12 protein-coding genes and 1 riboswitch are annotated in these 17766 nt (G+C 71.1%); of the genes, 8 read left to right on the forward strand and 4 right to left on the reverse strand.

All coding sequences use genetic code 11. From position 1 onward, the window contains the following. Positions 1-18 precede the first annotated feature (18 nt). Positions 19-726: a cobalt-precorrin-6A reductase gene (locus LZG04_RS18495; RefSeq protein WP_233818617.1), complete on the forward strand. Its 708-nt coding sequence runs from the start codon at positions 19-21 to the stop codon at positions 724-726. On the opposite strand, the gene LZG04_RS18500 is transcribed toward LZG04_RS18495, so the two are convergent. Genes LZG04_RS18500 through LZG04_RS18510 form a run of 3 tightly spaced genes read right to left on the reverse strand, consistent with a single transcriptional unit; the run spans position 701 to position 3788 of the window. Next, the gene (locus LZG04_RS18500) at positions 701-2158 is read right to left on the reverse strand and encodes a precorrin-2 C(20)-methyltransferase (RefSeq protein ID WP_233818618.1); all 1458 of its coding nucleotides are present in this window, start codon (positions 2156-2158) and stop codon (positions 701-703) included. The two genes, LZG04_RS18495 and LZG04_RS18500, sit on opposite strands and share 26 nt — an antisense overlap. Next, entirely contained in the window at positions 2155-2781 is a 627-nt protein-coding gene (locus LZG04_RS18505; RefSeq protein ID WP_233818620.1) for a precorrin-8X methylmutase, read from the reverse strand. Before LZG04_RS18505 ends, LZG04_RS18500 begins: the two co-directional genes overlap by 4 nt. Further along, complete coding sequence (locus LZG04_RS18510) at positions 2778-3788, reverse strand: hypothetical protein (protein WP_233818622.1); 1011 nt, start codon at positions 3786-3788, stop codon at positions 2778-2780. Before LZG04_RS18510 ends, LZG04_RS18505 begins: the two co-directional genes overlap by 4 nt. 7 nt (positions 3789-3795) lie before the next feature. Beyond that, positions 3796-3930: riboswitch (cobalamin riboswitch) on the forward strand. A gap of 33 nt (positions 3931-3963) precedes the next feature. Here LZG04_RS18510 and cobN point away from each other — a divergent pair. From cobN to LZG04_RS18545, 7 genes are all read left to right on the forward strand, one after another. Next, positions 3964-7530: a cobaltochelatase subunit CobN gene (gene cobN / locus LZG04_RS18515; protein ID WP_233818624.1), complete on the forward strand. Its 3567-nt coding sequence runs from the start codon at positions 3964-3966 to the stop codon at positions 7528-7530. A 558-nt stretch (positions 7531-8088) separates the two neighbouring features. Further along, the gene (locus LZG04_RS18520; RefSeq protein ID WP_233818626.1) at positions 8089-9375 is read left to right on the forward strand and encodes an ABC transporter substrate-binding protein; all 1287 of its coding nucleotides are present in this window, start codon (positions 8089-8091) and stop codon (positions 9373-9375) included. Continuing rightward, entirely contained in the window at positions 9375-10379 is a 1005-nt protein-coding gene (locus LZG04_RS18525) for a carbohydrate ABC transporter permease (protein ID WP_233818628.1), read from the forward strand. The genes LZG04_RS18520 and LZG04_RS18525 overlap by 1 nt, the downstream gene beginning before the upstream one ends. Further along, positions 10379-11278, forward strand: coding sequence for a carbohydrate ABC transporter permease (locus LZG04_RS18530; protein WP_267936785.1), 900 nt, complete (start codon positions 10379-10381; stop codon positions 11276-11278). Before LZG04_RS18525 ends, LZG04_RS18530 begins: the two co-directional genes overlap by 1 nt. 11 nt (positions 11279-11289) lie before the next feature. Continuing rightward, a complete protein-coding gene (locus LZG04_RS18535; protein WP_233818683.1) occupies positions 11290-12690 on the forward strand; it encodes a GH1 family beta-glucosidase in 1401 nt (466 codons plus the stop codon). Continuing rightward, positions 12687-13718 (forward strand): LacI family DNA-binding transcriptional regulator, encoded by a 1032-nt coding sequence (locus tag LZG04_RS18540; RefSeq protein WP_233818633.1) that lies wholly within the window; start codon positions 12687-12689, stop codon positions 13716-13718. Before LZG04_RS18535 ends, LZG04_RS18540 begins: the two co-directional genes overlap by 4 nt. Positions 13719-14598: 880 nt before the next feature. Next, the gene (locus tag LZG04_RS18545) at positions 14599-17313 is read left to right on the forward strand and encodes a cellulose binding domain-containing protein (protein ID WP_308199166.1); all 2715 of its coding nucleotides are present in this window, start codon (positions 14599-14601) and stop codon (positions 17311-17313) included. A gap of 14 nt (positions 17314-17327) precedes the next feature. Here the strand turns inward: LZG04_RS18545 and LZG04_RS18550 are convergent, their stop codons facing one another. Next, positions 17328-17741, reverse strand: coding sequence for a lipopolysaccharide assembly LapA domain-containing protein (locus LZG04_RS18550; protein WP_233818687.1), 414 nt, complete (start codon positions 17739-17741; stop codon positions 17328-17330). Positions 17742-17766 lie beyond the last annotated feature (25 nt).

The following is a 17766-nucleotide window of genomic DNA, read 5'->3' on the forward strand; positions in this document are numbered from 1 at the left end:
CGACAGGATGCAACAGCCGTGAAGACCGTGCTGGTGCTGGGTGGCACCGGGGAGGCCCGTGAGCTGGCCGCCGCGCTCGTCGACCTGCGGGTGATCTCGTCGCTGGCCGGTCGGGTGGCCGACCCGAAGCTGCCCGTCGGCGAGGTGCGCGTGGGCGGCTTCGGCGGTGTGGACGGGCTGATCGCCTACCTGCGGGCCGAACGCGTCGACGCCGTCGTGGACGCCACGCACCCGTTCGCCGACCGCATCACCGCCAACGCCCTCGCCGCCACGACCGCGACCGGCACGCCGTTCCTCGTGCTGCGCCGCCCCGGCTGGCCGCCCGAGGACGGGTGGCGTTACGTCGACAGCGTCGCCGAAGCCGCCGCGCTCGTCGCGGGCCGCCGGGCCTTCATCACCACCGGACGGCAGGAGCTGGGCGCGTTCACCGGCGGCGTGGCGCGCACGGTCGACCCGCCCGACCCGCCGAACCCGCGGCTGCACGTCGTGCTCGACCGCGGACCGTACACAGTGGACGGTGAGGTGCGGCTGATGCGCGAGCACCGGGTGGAGGTCCTGGTCACCAAGGACAGCGGTGGTCCGATGACGGCGGCCAAGCTGACCGCCGCCCGTCACCTCGGCATCCCGGTCGTCGTCGTGCGCCGCCCGCCGCCACCGCCCGCGCCGCTGGTGGAGACGGTCGCCGAGGCCGTCGAGTGGCTCACCCGGGGTAGCGGCGCGGGGTGAACACCGTGCCGCGCGAGCTGACCCGGGTCTGCGACGACCCGATCAGCAGCAGGCAGCGCATGTCCACGGTGGACGGGTCGAGGTCCGCCAGCCGCACCACGCGCACGGCCTCCTCCGGCCCGCCGACGTCCCGCCCGACGACCACCGGCGTGTCCGGGGAGCGGTGCCGCAGCAGCAGGTCGCGCGCCTTCTCCACCTGCCACGTGCGGCTGCGCGAGGCCGGGTTGTAGATCGCCAGCACGAGGTCGGCCCGCGCCGCGGCCTCCAGCCGCTCCTCGATCACCTCCCACGGCTTGAGCCGGTCCGACAGCGACACCACGCAGTAGTCGTGCCCCAGCGGCGCGCCGGCCCGGCTCGCCACCGCGTGCGCCGCGGTCAACCCCGGCAGCACGGTCACCGGCACGTCCGCGAACTGCTCCTCGGTCGCCACCTCCAGCACCGCGCTGGCCATCGCGAACACGCCGGGGTCGCCCGACGACACCACCGCGACCCGCCGTCCCCGCTTGGCCAGGTCCAGCGCGAACGCGGCCCGTTCCGCCTCGACCTTGTTGTCCGACGCGTGCCGCCGCTGCCGCGGGTCCACCGGCACCCGGTTCAGGTAGGTCACGTAGCCGACCAGGTCGTCGGCCTCCGCCAGCGCCCGCCGGGCCTGCGGCGTCAACCACTCCGGCCCGGCCGGCCCGAGCCCGACCACCACGACCTCGCCCTGGCCCGTCGTCCGCTGAGCGGGCTTGCTCGGCAGCAACGCCAACGAGAAGTACGGCACGCCGTCGGCGTCCACTTCGGACAGCGGTGCGGTGCGCTGCGCGCCGGTCGTGGCCCGCTCCACGTACCACGCCTCGTCCAACCGACCAGCCCGCGCCAACGCCTCCCGCACCCGCGGGAAGGTCCGCCCGAGCTTCATGATCGCCACGGGGTCGCCGCCGGCGAGGTGCTCGACCAGCGCGTCGGCCGGCAGCGTGCCCGGCAGCACGGTCAGCACCTCGTCGCGCTCCACCAGCGGCCGCCCGATCACCGCCGCGCCCGCGCTCACCGACGTCACGCCAGGCACGACCTCGGCCTCGTACCGGTGCGCCAACCGCTTGTGCAGGTGCATGTAGGAGCCGTAGAAGAACGGGTCGCCCGCCGCCAGCACCACCACCGTGCGCCCGGCGTCGAGGTGCGCGGCCAGCCGTGCCGCGCACTCCTCGTAGAACGCGTCGATCTCGCCCTGGTAGTCGTCGGAGTCCTCGGTCGTGACGGGGTAGACGAGCTGCTCCTCGATCTGGCCGTCCCGCAGGTAGGGCGCGGCGATCCGGCGCGCCACGCTGCGCCCGTGCCGCGCGCTGTGGAAGACGACCACGTCCGCCTCGCCGATCAGCCGCGCCGCCTTGACGGTCACCAGCTCCGGGTCGCCCGGACCGACCCCGACCCCGTACAGCTTGCCCGTCATTCTTCCTCGCTCGCGATCGCGTTGAGCGCCGCCGCGGTCATGGCGCTGCCACCCCGCCGACCGCGCACGACCAGGTACTCCAACCCCAGGTCCTGGTCCGCCAGCGCGTCCTTCGACTCCGCCGCGCCGATGAACCCGACCGGCACGCCCAGCACGGCGGCGGGCCGGGGTGCGCCCGCCGCGATCATCTCCAGCAGGTGGAACAACGCGGTGGGCGCGTTGCCGATGGCGACCACGGCGCCCTCCAGCCGGTCGCGCCACAGCTCCAACGCCGCCGCGCTGCGCGTGGTGCCCAGCTCGGCTGCCAACCCCGGCACGCGCGGGTCGCCCAACGTGCACACGACCTCGTTGTCCGCGGGCAGCCGACGCCGCGTCACGCCCGCCGCGACCATCTGCGCGTCGCACAGGATCGGCGCGCCGGCCAGCAGGGCCGCCCGCGCGTCGCGCACCACGTGCGGCGAGAAGTCGACGTCGGAGACCAGGTCGACCATCCCGCAGGCGTGGATCATCCGCACCACCACCCGCGCCACGTCCGACGGGAACCGCGCCAGGTCTGCCTCGGCGCGGATGGTGGCGAAGGAACGGCGGTAGATCTCCGCGCCGTCCTTGACGTAGCTGGTCACCTGATCTCCTCGTAGGCGTCGCCGGTCGCGACGAACTCCACCACGTCGCCGGCCGGCCGCCCGCACCGGCGGGCGCAACCGGACCAGTGCACCCGACCCGGCGCGGTCCGGGTGTCGACCCAGCGGGCCGCGTCGGCGCGCACGTCGGCCAACGACTTCGCGCACCCCGGACGCCCGGTGCACGCGCTCACGCCGTGCCACGGCGAGTCCGGTGACGTGAACAAGCCGCTGGTGTCGCTCCCGGCCGGCAGCACGACGCTGCGCCACGGCGTCAGCCGCACCGGCACACCGGCCAGCAGCCGCGCGTCCCAGCGCCCCAGCGGCACGCCCGCCACGACGACCGAGCCGTGCGCGCCGGGTGCGACGGGCGTCACAGCCGGCTCGAGCTTCACGGGACCGGGCACACCGAGCGCGGCCGTGATCTTCCGCACACCGCCGTCCACTTCGGACAGCCGCCACGCCTCGCCGCGGACCTCGCCGAACACCCGCGCCGCGGTCACCACGGCCGCCACCGGGTCGGCCACGCGCAGCCCTGAATCGTGGCCTGCCAGGAACAACGCGTCACCGACCAGCCCGATGTCACCCGACAGGCCGCTCACCGCGCCACCCACCGTGACCAGGAACCGACCGGGCAGGGACGCGAGCTCCGGCACACCGCACAACGCCGCGTCGATCGCGTCGACCAGCGCCTGGTTGTCCTCCAACGGCGCGGCGACGATGTTGCGGATCCGCTCGTGGGTCATCGAGGGCAGCAGGCCGGCGTCGCGCAGCCGGGCACCCAGCTCGTGCTCCGCGCCCGGCGCCAAGCCCCTGATCTGCAGGTTCGCCCGCGAGGTCAGCTCGAGGACGCCGTCGCCCAGCTCGGTCGCGGCGGCCCGCAGCACGTCGACCTGCGCCGCGCTCAACGTCCCGCCGGGCACCCGCACGCGCGCCAACCCGCCGTCGGCGGCCTGGTGGACGTCGACGGCTCCGGGGCAGGCGTCCGGGTGAGTTCGCTGCGCGGGCATGGACTGGATGCTAACTGCCGTTAGGGTGACCTCCGAACGGCGAAGCAGCAGGAGGAAGCCGGTGTGAATCCGGCGCGGTCCCGCCACTGTGACCGGGGAGCCCCCCGGGAGTCAGGAACTCCGCTCGCCGTCCCCTACGACCGGGGCGAGGACCCCCGAGGGATGGAGCCCGCACGTGATCCTGCTGTTGTCGACCTCCGACACGGACCTGCTGTCCGCCCGCGCGAGCGGCGCGGACTACCGCCTGGCCAACCCGGCCCGCACCGCCGTGGACGACCTGCCGGCGCTGGTGGAGGGCGTCGACCTGGTGGTCGTGCGCATCCTCGGCGGTCGCCGGATGTGGGAGGAAGGGCTGGACTGGCTGCTCGCCCGCGGCCTGCCGGTCGTCGTGCTGGGCGGTGAGCAGAACCCCGACGCGCCGCTGATGGAGCTGTCGACCGTGCCCGGCGGCGTCTGCGCGGAGGCGCACGCCTACCTGGCGCACGGCGGCGCGGCCAACCTCGCCGAGCTGCACCGCTTCCTGTCCGACACGGTGCTGCTCACCGGCCACGGCTTCGCGCCGCCCGCGCCCACGCCGACCTGGGGCCTGCTGGAGCGGCAGGACGCGGTCGAGGGGCCGACCATCGCGGTGCTCTACTACCGCGCCCACCACGTGGCCGGGAACACGGCGTTCGTGCACGCGCTGTGCGACGCGATCGTGGCCAAGGGCGGCCGTCCGCTGCCGATCTACTGCGCCTCCTTGCGCACGGCGGACCCGGAGCTGCTGGCCGAACTGGGCAAAGCGGACGCCCTGGTGGTCACCGTGCTCGCGGCGGGCGGCACCAAGCCGGCCGCCGTGTCCGCCGGTGGCGACGACGACGCGTGGGACGTGGGCGCGCTGGCCGCCCTCGACGTGCCGATCCTCCAGGCGTTGTGCCTGACCAGCAGCCGTGCCGACTGGGACGGCAACGACGACGGGCTGTCCCCTTTGGACACCGCCACGCAGGTCGCGATCCCGGAGTTCGACGGCAGGATCATCACGGTGCCGTTCTCGTTCAAGGAGGTCGACGAGGACGGCCTCACCGTCTACGTCGCCGACGAAGAACGCGCGGCGCGGGTCGCGGGCATCGCCGTGCGCCACGGCCGGCTGCGCCACATCCCGCCGGCCGAACGGCGCATCGCGGTGATGCTGTCGGCGTACCCGACCAAGCACTCCCGCATCGGCAACGCGGTCGGCCTGGACACCCCGGCCAGCGTGGTGCGGCTGTTGGCCGCGATGCGCGAACGCGGCTACGACATCGGCGACGAGCTGCCGGGCGTGGCCGCCCTCGACGGCGACGCGCTGATCCACGCCCTCATCGCCGCCGGCGGGCAGGACGCCGACTGGCTCACCGACGAGCAGCTCCAGGGCAACCCCGTGCGGCTGCCCGCGGCCCGGTACCGCAAGTGGTACGCCACCCTGCCCGAGGACACCCGGCGGGAGATGGAGCGGCACTGGGGCGAGGCGCCCGGCGAGCTGTTCGTGGACCGGTCCGCCGACCCCGACGGCGAGATCGTGCTGGCCGCCCTGCGCTCGGGCAACGTCGTGGTGATGGTCCAGCCGCCGCGCGGCTTCGGCGAGAACCCGATCGCCATCTACCACGACCCCGACCTGCCGCCGAGCCACCACTACCTGGCCGCCTACCGCTGGCTGGAGGACGAGTTCGGCGCGGACGCCGTGGTGCACGTGGGCAAGCACGGCAACCTGGAGTGGCTGCCGGGCAAGACCGTCGGCCTGTCGGCGGGTTGCGGCCCGGACGCGGCCCTGGGCGACCTGCCGCTGATCTACCCGTTCCTGGTCAACGACCCGGGCGAGGGCACCCAGGCCAAGCGCCGGGCGCACGCCACCCTGGTCGACCACCTCGTGCCGCCGATGGCCAGGGCCGACAGCTACGGCGACATCGCCCGGCTGGAGCAGCTGCTCGACGAGCACGGCAACATCGCCGCGATGGACCCGGCAAAGCTGCCGGCGATCCGGGCCCAAATCTGGACGCTCATCCAGGCCGCCAAGCTCGACCACGACCTCGGCCTGGACGACCGGCCGCACGACGCCGAGTTCGACGAGCTGATCCTGCACGTCGACGGCTGGCTGTGCGAGGTCAAGGACGTCCAGATCCGCGACGGCCTGCACGTGCTCGGCGTGGCGCCGACCGGCGAGACCCGGGTCAACCTGGTGCTGTCGATCCTGCAGGCCAAGCAGATGTGGGCCGGGCAGGTCGCCGCGCTGCCGGGCCTGCGCGAGGCGCTGGGCCTGACCGAGTCCGGGGACGACCGCGCCGCCACCGACCGGGTCGAGGAACGGGCCCGCGCGCTGGTCCAAGCGATGGAAGACGCCAATTGGGACGTCAACGCGGCCCGGACGCTCACCGACGACGAGGACGTGGCGCGGATCCTGGAGTTCGCCGCGCTGGAAGTCGTGCCGCGGCTGGCCCGCACCACGGACGAGCTGACCAACGTGCTGCACGCCCTCGACGGCGGGTACGTGCCGGCCGGTCCCAGCGGCTCGCCGCTGCGCGGCCTGGTGAACGTGCTGCCGACGGGCCGCAACTTCTACTCGGTGGACCCCAAGGCGGTGCCGTCCCGGCTGGCCTGGGAGACCGGGCAGGCCGTGGCCGACTCGCTGCTGGAGCGCTACCGCACGGAGACGGGGGAGTGGCCGCCGTCGGTCGGCCTCTCGGTCTGGGGCACGAGCGCCATGCGCACGGCGGGTGACGACATCGCCGAGGTGCTCGCGCTGCTGGGCGTCCGGCCCGAATGGGATGACCAGTCCCGTCGCGTCACCGGTCTCCAGGTGATCCCGCTCGCCGAGTTGAACCGGCCGCGAATCGACGTCACGGTCCGCATCAGCGGCTTCTTCCGCGACGCATTCCCGCACGTGGTGGCACTGATCGATGACGCGGTGCGACTGGTGGCGAACCTCGACGAGTCGGCCGCGGACAACTACGTCCGCGCGCACGCCCAAGCCGATCTGGCGCAGCACAACGACCCGCGCCGCGCGACAATGCGCATCTTCGGCAGCAAACCGGGCGCGTACGGCGCCGGCCTGCTGCCGTTGATCGACAGCCGGAACTGGCGCGACGACGCCGATCTCGCCGAGGTGTACGCGGTGTGGGGCGGCTACGCCTACGGCCGCGAACTCGACGGCGTGCCGGCGCGCCCGGCGATGGAGAACGCGTACAAGCGCATCGCGGTCGCGGCGAAGAACATCGACACCCGTGAACACGACATCGCCGATTCCGACGACTACTTCCAATATCACGGCGGAATGGTCGCGACCGTGCGGGCGCTGACCGGAAAAGCGCCCGCCGCTTATGTCGGCGACAGCACGCGGCCCGATGCCGTGCGGACCCGGACACTGCACGAGGAAACGAATCGGATCTTCCGCGCGCGGGTGGTCAACCCGAGGTGGTTGGCCGCGATGCGCAAGCACGGTTACAAGGGTGCGTTCGAACTCGCCGCGACCGTCGACTACCTGTTCGGCTACGACGCCACGACCGGCGTGGTCGCCGACTGGATGTACGAGCAGCTCGCGGCGAGCTACGTGCTGGACCCGGTGAACCGGGAGTTCCTGGAGCGGTCCAACCCGTGGGCGCTGCACGGCATCTCCGAACGGCTCCTGGAAGCCGCCAGCCGGGGTATGTGGGAGCACCCGGAGGCCGCCACGCTGGAGGCGCTGCAAAAGGCGTACCTGGAAACCGAGGGCGACCTGGAGGACGGGCGTTGACCCCGCACGCCCGCGCGCGGGCGATCTATAACGTCCCGGAAACACCCCGATAATGAGGGGTACCCCTATATAAGGACACCGTCGCGGGTGTGACGAAACGCCCGCGCGGACCACTGGTCCTGAATGGACGTCCCGCCCCGTCCCGCGGGCCGTCCGGAGGTGACTCGGCCGGCCGGCGCGCACCACCCGGCCGGCCGACTCGCGCTACCCGTCCGGACCACTCGGCGGGTCACCCGTCGCGACTCGCGGTGGGGTGGTGGCGGACAAGTGCACACTTCCGGTGCAGACTGGTGGCGGGTGAGTGGGTTCGCGACTCGTGAATCTTTTCCGGGCCGTTCGGCGCGGGGATGAACCGAGCGTGTCCGACCGGTCTACGAACAGTGCCTGAACGGACCACGCGGGACACCGCTAGCAGAATCGGTCCAGCAAGGCAAATGTCGCAACGTCGGTAACAGCGCGGACACGGGAGCTTGACACAACTCCGTGGCGCGAACCACACTCCCCCAAAACCTGGGAGCGCTCCCAGAACGTTCACCGCCGATCAACTGAGGAGTTCTCGTGCGCTACCGTCGAGCGGGCTTGGCCAAAGTCCTGGCCTGCACCGCAGTGCTTGCCGCTGTCGCCACGGCCTGTGGCTCGGGAGGGTCCGGCACGTCGTCCGATGGCAAGGTCGAGCTGACCATCGCGACCTTCAACGAGTTCGGCTACGAGGAGCTCCTCAAGGAGTACGAAGCCGCCAACCCGAACGTCAAGGTCACGCAGCGCAAGACCGGCCAGGCCGCGCCGCACCACCAGAACCTGTTCACCAAGCTGGGCGCCGGCTCCGGTCTCGCCGACGTCGAAGCCGTCGAAGAGGGCTTCCTGAGCCAGGTCATGGCGAAGTCGGGCCAGTTCGAGAACCTCAAGGAGATCGGCCCGAGCGACGTCCGCGAGGACCGCTGGCTGCAGTGGAAGGTCGACGCGGTCACCACCAAGGACGACAAGCTCATCGGCTACGGCACCGACATCGGCCCGCTGGCCATGTGCTACCGCAAGGACATGCTGGAGGCCGCCGGCCTGCCGTCCGACCCCGAGGGCGTCAAGGCCCTGTTCGCCACCTGGGACTCGTACTTCCAGGCCGGTGACACCTACGTGCAGAAGACCGGCAAGCCGTGGTTCGACTCGGCCGCCCAGATCTTCAACCCGATGCACAACCAGGCCGAGACCGGCTACTTCGACCGCGACGACAAGCTCGTGATCGAGACCAACACCGACAAGAAGACCTGGGACCTGGTCACCGGCGCGGTCGCGCGCGGCCAGTCGGCCAAGCTCTCCGCGTGGAGCCCGGAGTGGCAGAAGGGCTTCAAGGAGTCGGCCTTCGCCACCAAGACCTGCCCGTCCTGGATGCTGGGTGTCATCGAGGGCAACGCCGGCCCCGAGCACAAGGGCAAGTGGGCCGTCACCGCGGCGTTCCCCGGCGGCGGCGGCAACTGGGGCGGCTCGTACCTGACCGTCCCGAAGCAGGGCAAGAACAAGGCCGAGGCCGCCAAGCTGGCCGCGTGGCTGACCGCGCCCGAGCAGCAGATCAAGGCGTTCAAGGCCAAGGGCACGTTCCCGAGCCAGACCCAGGCGCTGATCTCCCCCGAGCTGCTGAACCAGACCAGCGAGTACTTCGGTGGCGAGAAGGTCGGCCTGCTGTTCTCCGAGCAGGCGAACAAGGTCGCGGCGGCCCAGTACAAGGGCCCGAAGGACGGCGAGATCCAGGACAACGTGGTGTCGCCGGCGCTGACCTCGGTCGAGCAGGGCACCTCCGCTGAGGACGCCTGGAAGCAGGTCATCGAGGGAGCCAAGAAGGCTGCCAAGTAATGACGACCGAGCTTTCGGTCGCGCGCGGGCGGGGCGCCGAGCCCCGCCCGCCGCGGCGCGACGACAACGATGACATCGGTTCGGGCAAGCTGAGCTGGCGCTACCGGCTCACGAACCTGGACGTTAAGGTCTCGCCGTACCTGTACATCGCCCCGTTCTTCATCCTGTTCGCGGTGGTGGGCCTGTTCCCGCTGCTCTACACCGCCTACATCTCGCTGTTCGAGTGGGAGCTCGGCGCCGACGAGCAGCCGTTCATCGGCATCGACAACTACACCACGCTGTTGGCCGACTCGCAGTTCTGGAACGCGATGGTCAACACGTTCAGCATCTTCGCGATCTCGACCATCCCGCAGGTCATCATCGCCGTGCTGCTGGCCGCGCTGCTCAACACCGCCCTGCGCGGGCGGACCGGCTGGCGGATGGGCGTGCTGCTGCCCTACGTGGCCAGCCTCGTCGCCCTGACCATCATCTTCGGCGACCTGTTCGGCGTGCAGTACGGCACCATCAACAACATCATCGAGTTCTTCGGCTTCGACCGGATCGACTGGCAGGCCGACCGCTGGTGGAGCCACGTCGCCATCGCCACCATGGTCAACTGGCGTTGGACGGGCTACAACGCCCTCATCGTGCTGGCCGCCATGCAGGCGATTCCCCGTGACGTGTACGAGGCCGCGTGGGTCGACGGTGCGAGCAAGGCGCGCCAGTTCATCAGCATCACGCTGCCGATGCTGCGCCCCACCCTGATCTTCGTGGTCGTCACCTCGACCATCGGCGGTCTGCAGATCTTCACCGAGCCGTTGCTGTTCTCGCCCTCGGCGGGCGCCAACGGCGGCGCGACCAACCAGTACCAGACGGTCGTGCTCTACATGTACCAGGCAGGCTTCCAGAGCCAGGACCTCGGCTACGCCTCGGCGATGGCCTGGGTCCTGTTCATCGTCATCATCGCGATCGCGGGGATCAACTTCCTGCTCACCCGCAGGCTCGCGTCCAGTGGGGAGGCGTGATGGCCACCATCACCGATCGCCCGGCGCCGACCGCGGGCGGGACCACACCCGCCAAGCGCCGGCGCTCGAAGTCGGTGTCGCTGTCCGAGCGGCGCCCGGGCTTCACCGTCTACGGGATCCTGATCGCGTTCATCCTCGGGTCGGCGTTCCCGTTCTACTGGTCGTTCCTCGTGGCCAGCCACGACGACGCCACCTTCACCGCCGAGGCGCCCCTGCTGCCCGGCGGCCAGTTCTTCGTCAACGCGGGGCGCGTGTTCGACACGATCCCGTTCTGGAAGGCGCTGGGCAACAGCGTCATCGTCTCCGGCACGGTCACCGTCTCGGTGGTCGTGCTGTCGACGTTGGCCGGGTTCGCGTTCGCCAAGCTGCGGTTCAAGGGCCGCGGTCCGCTGATGGTGTTCGTGGTCGCCACGCTCGCCGTGCCCACCCAGCTCGGCATCATCCCGCTGTACATGGTGATGGCGGAGTACGGCTGGTCCGGCACCCTCGGCGCGGTCATCGTGCCCAACCTGGTGACCGCGTTCGGCGTGTTCTGGATGCGCCAGTACATCGCCGACGCCGTGCCCGACGAGCTGATCGAGGCGGCCCGCATGGACGGGTGCAGCATGATCCGCACGTTCTGGCACGTGTGCCTGCCCGCGGTGCGCCCGGCCGCCGCCATGCTGGGCATCTTCACGTTCATGATGTCGTGGAACGACTTCCTCTGGCCGCTGATCGTGCTCAACGCGGACAACCCGACGATGCAGGTCGCCCTGGAGAAGTTGCAGAGCGGCTACTACGTCGACAAAACGCTCGTGCTCGCCGGGACCACCATGGCCACGGTCCCGATTCTGATCGTCTTCCTCGTACTCGGTCGGCAGATCGTCGCCGGGATCATGCAGGGTGCTGTGAAGGGGTAGCTGTGGAGTCGATTTCCTTTCCCGAGGGATTCGTGTGGGGCGCCGCGACCGCGGCGTTCCAGATCGAAGGCGCGACCACCGCGGACGGTCGCACCGCGTCCATCTGGGACACGTTCTGCCAGATCCCCGGCGCGGTGGTGGGCGGTGACACGGGTGATCCCGCGGCCGACCACTACCACCGCGTCGACGAAGACGTCCAGCTGATGGTCGACCTCGGGTTGCACGCCTACCGGTTCTCCACCGCGTGGCCCCGCATCCGGCCCGACGCCGGTCCGGTGAACCAGCCCGGCCTGGACTTCTACTCCCGGCTGGTCGACAAGCTGCTCGAGAACAACATCACCCCGTGGCTGACGCTCTACCACTGGGACCTCCCGCAGACCCTCGAGGACGAGGGCGGTTGGGCCAACCGCGACACCGCGTACCGCTTCGCGGAGTACGCCGAGTCGGTCGTCGGCGCGCTGGGCGACCGGGTGGAGAACTGGACCACGCTCAACGAGCCGTGGTGCTCCTCGCTGCTCAGCTACGCCGCCGGCGTGCACGCGCCCGGTCGCCAGGAGCCCGAGGCCGCCGTCGCGGCCGTGCACCACCTGCTGCTGGCGCACGGGCTGGCCACCTCCGTGATCCGGGACCAGGCGCCCAGCGCCAAGATCGGCATCACGCTGAACATGTACCCGATCATCCCGGCCAACCCGGAGGACCGGGGCGACCTCGACGCCGCGCGCCGGCTCGACGGCCTGCAGAACCGGATCTTCCTGGACCCGCTGTTCAAGGGCGAGTACCCGGCGGACATCGTGGAGGACCTGGAGCCCTACGGGTTCTCCAAGCACATCCGCGAGAACGACCTGGAGATCATCTCCGCGCCGCTGGACCAGCTGGGCGTGAACTACTACGCCGAGCACTTCGTCAGCAACACCCCCGAGCCCGAGGCCCCGGTCGTGGACAACGGCCGTCGCCCGACCGGCTCGCCGTGGGTCGGCGCGGAGCACGTCTCGTTCCCCAGCCGCGGCCTGCCCCGCACGGACATGGACTGGGAGGTGCAGCCGGACGGCCTCTACAAGGTGCTCATGCGGGTGCACCAGGACTACCCCAGCATCCCGCTGTACGTCACCGAGAACGGTGCCGCGTACGTCGACTCCATCAACGACGATGGATCGATCCACGACACCGAGCGCCTCGGTTACATCGAGTCGCACCTCCGGGCGGCGCATGCGGCCATCGAGGCGGGTGTCGACCTGCGCGGTTACTTCGCGTGGTCGCTCATGGACAACTTCGAATGGGCCGAGGGTTACGCCAAGCGGTTCGGGATCGTGCATGTCGACTACGAGACCCAGGTGCGGACGCCTAAGATGAGCGCCATGTGGTACTCGCAGGTTGCCCGTGGCAACGCTCTCGCGGCGACGGTCGCTCCGTGACGGATGCCGTTGACCCACCCAAGGCGCGACGACCCAACACCCGGCTGGAGGAGGTCGCTCGCGCCGCCGGGGTGTCCAAGTCGACCGTCTCCCGGGTGATCAACGGCGAGCCGTACGTCAGTTCGAGGGCGCGCGAGGCGGTGCACCAGGCCATCGGGAAGCTCGGGTACAGCCCGAACCAGGCGGCCCGCACGCTCGCGGGCAGCCGGGCCAACTGCATCGCCCTGGTCGTGTCCGAGCAGGGCGCCAGGGTGCTGGCCGACCCGTTCTTCGCCGGCGTGCTCCGCGGTGTGCACGCCGAGCTCGCGGGCAAGCGGGTCCAGCTCGTCCTCATGATGAGCAAGGAGGGCGACGAGCAGGACCTGGTCAACTACCTCTGCGGCGGCCACGTGGACGGCGTGCTGGTGATCAGCCTGCACGGCCAGGACCCGCTGCCCCGGACGTTGGCCGACGCGGGCCTGCCGACGGTGGTCGGGGGCAGGCCCCTCGGTGCCGGTGGAGTGCCCTATGTGGACTCGGACAACTTCAACGGCGCCATGGAGGCGGCCCGCTACCTGGTCTCGCGGGGCCGCAAGCGGATCGCCACCATCGCCGGTCCGCGGGACATGGCGGTCGGTATGGACCGTTTGTCCGGTTGGAAGCGCGGGCTGAGCCAGGCCCGGCTCGACACCGATCTCGTCGCGTACGGCGACTTCACCCCGGAGAGCGGCGCGGCCGCCATGGCCGACCTGCTCAAACGGGCCCCGGACCTGGACGCGGTCTTCGTCGGCGCGGACATCATGGCGCTGGGCGCGTTGCAGACCCTGCACGCGCACGGCAAGAAGGTGCCCGACGACGTGGCCGTGGTCGGGTTCGACGACCTGATGATCGCCTCCACCGCGGTGCCGCCGCTGACCACGATCCGCCAGGACGTGGAGCAGCTGGGGCGCACGATGACGTGGAGGCTCATGGCGGAGCTGGCGGGCGAGGAGAACCTGCCGCCGTTCCTGCTCCTGCCGACGGCGATGGTCACCCGTTCGAGCGCCTGAGTCGATCTCGAAGGACTGCCGCGACCCGGGCCGCACGGTCCGGGTCGCGGCGTTTTCGAATCGATTCGACGCCTGGTTCGACCGGTTCGACACGCCGACGGTGATCACGCAGCGCACTTCACTCGGATGGCGTAACTCGGCCCCTTGCCGCTGACCGATCAAGCTGGCTACCGTCCAATCCTGCACGTTCTGGGAGCGCTCCCAGAACGTCTGCCGGACTGGTAACGGCCCGGACCCCACGACCCCCTGACTCGACGAGCCAGGGGGGAGGCGGATCCCTCTCGCCCACCGCCTCCTCCCACCCCGCCCGCGCAAAGGAGCGCAGCCCGATGGCCCGACGCACCCCGCTCACGGCGGCCACCGCCCCGCCGGGCCACGGGGGAGCCGCGCGCCTCGGGTCGGCACCGAACCGGCTCCCGCGTCCACCGGCCCACCGGCCACTCCGCCTCTCGCCGCACCGCGCTCTGACCCACCCGGCCGCATCGGACCACCCACCCGCGGCCTCAGCCGCCAGCGGAACGGAACTTGTCCCCGCGCCACCGGAAACCGCACCGCGCGCCACCGCCACTGCGCCAACCGGGTTTTCGTCGGGTGCCGTGATCGGGCGAGCCTGGTCTGCGCCCTCTGTGGCTGCCACTGGGCCGGTCGGGTTCTCGTCGCGCGCTACCCGGCCGACCGGGTTCTGGTCGCGCGCCACCGGGCCGACCGAGTCCTTTCCGCGCGCCACCGCACCGGTCGGGCTCTCGTCGTGTGCCGTCCTCGCCCTGCCCACCGGCCCGGTCCGCGGGGCCGACAGCCACCCGCACGTCACCTCCCCCACGGGCTCGGCCGTGGGTGGCGGGTCCGGGTGGGTCCAGTCACGAGTCTGGGGAGTGGAGCCATGAAACGGCTTCTCGCACTGACCACCGCGGCCCTGGCCGCACTCGGCGTCGTCCTGGTCACCGCCGTGGCCGGTCCCGCCTCACCCACCGCCACGGCCGCCGCCGTGCCCGCGCAGCCGCACAACTGGCGCAACGTCGAGATCGCGGGCGGCGGGTTCGTGCCCGGCATCGTGTTCAGCCCGGCCGAGAAGGACCTGATCTACGCGCGCACCGACATCGGCGGCGCGTACCGGTGGGACCAGGCGGCCGGCCGCTGGATCCCGCTGCTCGACTGGGTCGGCTGGGACAAGTGGGGCTACAACGGCGTGGCGAGCATTGCGCCGGACCCGAAGAACGCCGACAAGGTCTACGCCGCCGTCGGCATGTACACCAACAGCTGGGACCCCAACAACGGCGCGATCCTGCGCTCCTCCGACCGCGGCAAGACCTGGCAGCGCACCGAGCTGCCGTTCAAGGTCGGCGGCAACATGCCCGGCCGCGGCATGGGTGAGCGGTTGTCCGTCGATCCCAACGACGGCCGGGTGCTGTACTTCGGCGCGCCCAGCGGCAAGGGCCTGTGGCGCAGCACGGACAGCGGCGTCACGTGGACCCAGGTGGCGAGCTTCCCCAACCCCGGCAACTACGTCGCCGACCCCAACGACGCCAACGGCTACGGCAACGACATCCAGGGCGTGGTCTGGGTGACCTACGACCCGCGCTCCTCCACCGCGGGCAGCCCCACCAAGACCATCTACGTCGGCGTGGCCGACAAGGAGAACACCGTCTACCGCAGCACGGACGCGGGCGCGACCTGGTCACGGCTCGCCGGCCAGCCCACCGGCTACATCGCCCACCAGGGCGAGCTGGACACCAAGGGCGGCTTCCTCTACCTGGCCACCAGCGACACCGGCGGCCCGTACGACGGCGGCAAGGGCGACGTGTGGAAGTACGACACCGCCACCGGCGCGTGGACGCGGATCAGCCCCGTCCCGTCGACCAGCGCGGACGCCTACTTCGGCTACAGCGGCCTGACCATCGACCGGCAGAACCCCAACACGCTGATGGTCGCCACCCAGATCTCCTGGTGGCCCGACATCATCCTGTTCCGCAGCACGGACGGCGGCGCGACGTGGACGCGGGCCTGGGACTTCACCAGCTACCCCGAACGCAGCTTCCGCTACAAGATGGACATCAGCTCCTCGCCGTGGCTGAGCTGGGGCGCGAACCCGCAGCCGCCGGAGACCACGCCCAAGCTGGGCTGGATGGTCGAGTCGCTGGAGATCGACCCGTTCGACTCCAACCGGATGCTGTACGGCACGGGCGCGACCGTCTACGGCACCACGGACCTGCTGAAGTGGGACGCCGGCGGCCAGATCACGATCAAGCCGACCGCCGCGGGGCTGGAGGAGACCGCGGTGCTCGACCTGATCAGCCCGCCCACGGGCGCGCCGCTGCTCAGCGGCCTCGGTGACATCGGCGGGTTCCGGCACACCGACCTGGCCAAGGTGCCGTCGATGATGTTCCTCCAGCCCAACTTCACCACGACCACGAGCCTGGACTTCGCCGAGAAGAACCCGTCGGTGGTGGTCCGCTCCGGCAACGTGGACGGTTCGCCGCGCGTGGCGTTCTCCACCGACGGCGGCGCGAACTGGTTCGCCGGCAGCGAGCCCGGCGGCGTCACCGGCGGTGGCACGGTCGCCGCGGCGGCGGACGGCAGCCGGTTCGTGTGGAGCCCGGCCGGCGCGGCGGTGCACTACTCGGTGGGCTTCGGCAACTCGTGGTCGCCGTCGGCCGGCATCCCGGCGGGCGCGGTGGTCGAGTCCGACCGGGTGAACCCGAGCAAGTTCTACGGCCTGGCCAACGACACCGTCTACGTCAGCACGGACGGCGGCGCGACGTTCACCGCCGCCGCCACCGCCGACGTGGCCAAGCTGCACGCCGTGCCCGGGCACGAGGGCCACCTGTGGCTGGTCGGCGAGGGCGGTTTGTTCCGCTCGACCGACGCGGGCAAGACCGTCACCGCGTTGTCCGGTGTCACGTCGGGAGTCAACATCGGCTTCGGCAAGGGCGCGCTGGAGAAGCCCTACCCCGCGCTGTACGCGGTGCTGACCATCGACGGCAAGACCGGCGTCTACCGGTCCGACGACGAGGCGGCCCACTGGGTCCGCATCAACGACGACGCCCACCAGTACGGGAACATGGGCGAGGCCATCACCGGCGACCCGCGGGTCTACGGCCGCGTCTACCTGGGCACCAACGGCCGGGGCATCCTCGTCGCGGAGCCCAGCGGGGGCACCAGCAACACCGGCACGCACCCCACGGACACGTCGCCGACCAGCACGACGACCACCACCACAACAACCACCACGACCACCACTGGGACGACCACGACCACGATCACCGACCAGCCGCCACCCGGCTGCGCGGTGCGGTACCAGGTCGCCAGCCAGTGGGGAGGTGGCTTCACCGCGTCGGTGAAGATCACCAACCGGGGTGCCACCGCCCTCACGGGCTGGAGCCTCGGCTGGTCGTTCGCGAACGGCCAGAAGATCATCAACAGTTGGAACGGCAAGGCGTCGCAGAACGGCGCCGCCGTGACGGTGACCAACGAGGGCTGGAACGGGACCATCGCAGCGGGCGGCTCGGTGGACTTCGGATTCCAGGCGAGCTGGCAGGGCAGCAACGTCGCACCCACCGGCTTCACGCTGAACGGTAGGTCCTGTTCCTCGGGCTGAGTACCGGGGACGTTCTAGCGCAGCCCTCGTTTGGCCTGGCGGCGCAGCTGCATTATCCGGGCTGCGCCGACCAGGGCCACCAGGATCGCGCCCGCGATCGCCGCGAACAGCAGCGCCACGCCCAGCGGCAGCGTGCCCGACGCGCCGAGGAAGTGGATCGTGGCGTCGGTCAGGTTCTGCAGGATGAACACCAGCAACACGATCAGCACCACGATCGAGGCCAGCACCGCGACCCACGTGCCGCTGATCCTGGTCGGCTTCAACTTGGCCCGGGGTGCGGCCTTGCGCTCCGGCGCGCCGACCACCGACGGCTCGACCGCGCCCGGCCCGTGCACACCCGGGTCGTCCCCACGTGGACCGACCGCGGGTGGTCCGTCCGGGATCGGGCTCGTCGGCAGCGCTTCGGTCCGGTCGTCGTCACGCGGCATGGTCACGCCGTGATTATCGGCTCGC

It is taken from the genome of Saccharothrix sp. S26, from assembly GCF_021390395.1.
Lineage (GTDB): Bacteria > Actinomycetota > Actinomycetes > Mycobacteriales > Pseudonocardiaceae > Actinosynnema.

Excerpts from the sequence above, each read along its gene's own strand:
- LZG04_RS18500 (WP_233818618.1), bottom strand. The coding sequence starts at position 2,158 with ATGACGGGCAAGCTGTACGGGGTCGGGGTCGGTCCGGGCGACCCGGAG.
- LZG04_RS18510 (WP_233818622.1), bottom strand. The coding sequence starts at position 3,788 with ATGCCCGCGCAGCGAACTCACCCGGACGCCTGCCCCGGAGCCGTCGAC.
- LZG04_RS18525 (WP_233818628.1), top strand. The coding sequence starts at position 9,375 with ATGACGACCGAGCTTTCGGTCGCGCGCGGGCGGGGCGCCGAGCCCCGC.
- LZG04_RS18530 (WP_267936785.1), top strand. The coding sequence starts at position 10,379 with ATGGCCACCATCACCGATCGCCCGGCGCCGACCGCGGGCGGGACCACA.
- LZG04_RS18545 (WP_308199166.1), top strand. The coding sequence starts at position 14,599 with ATGAAACGGCTTCTCGCACTGACCACCGCGGCCCTGGCCGCACTCGGC.
- LZG04_RS18550 (WP_233818687.1), bottom strand. The coding sequence starts at position 17,741 with ATGCCGCGTGACGACGACCGGACCGAAGCGCTGCCGACGAGCCCGATC.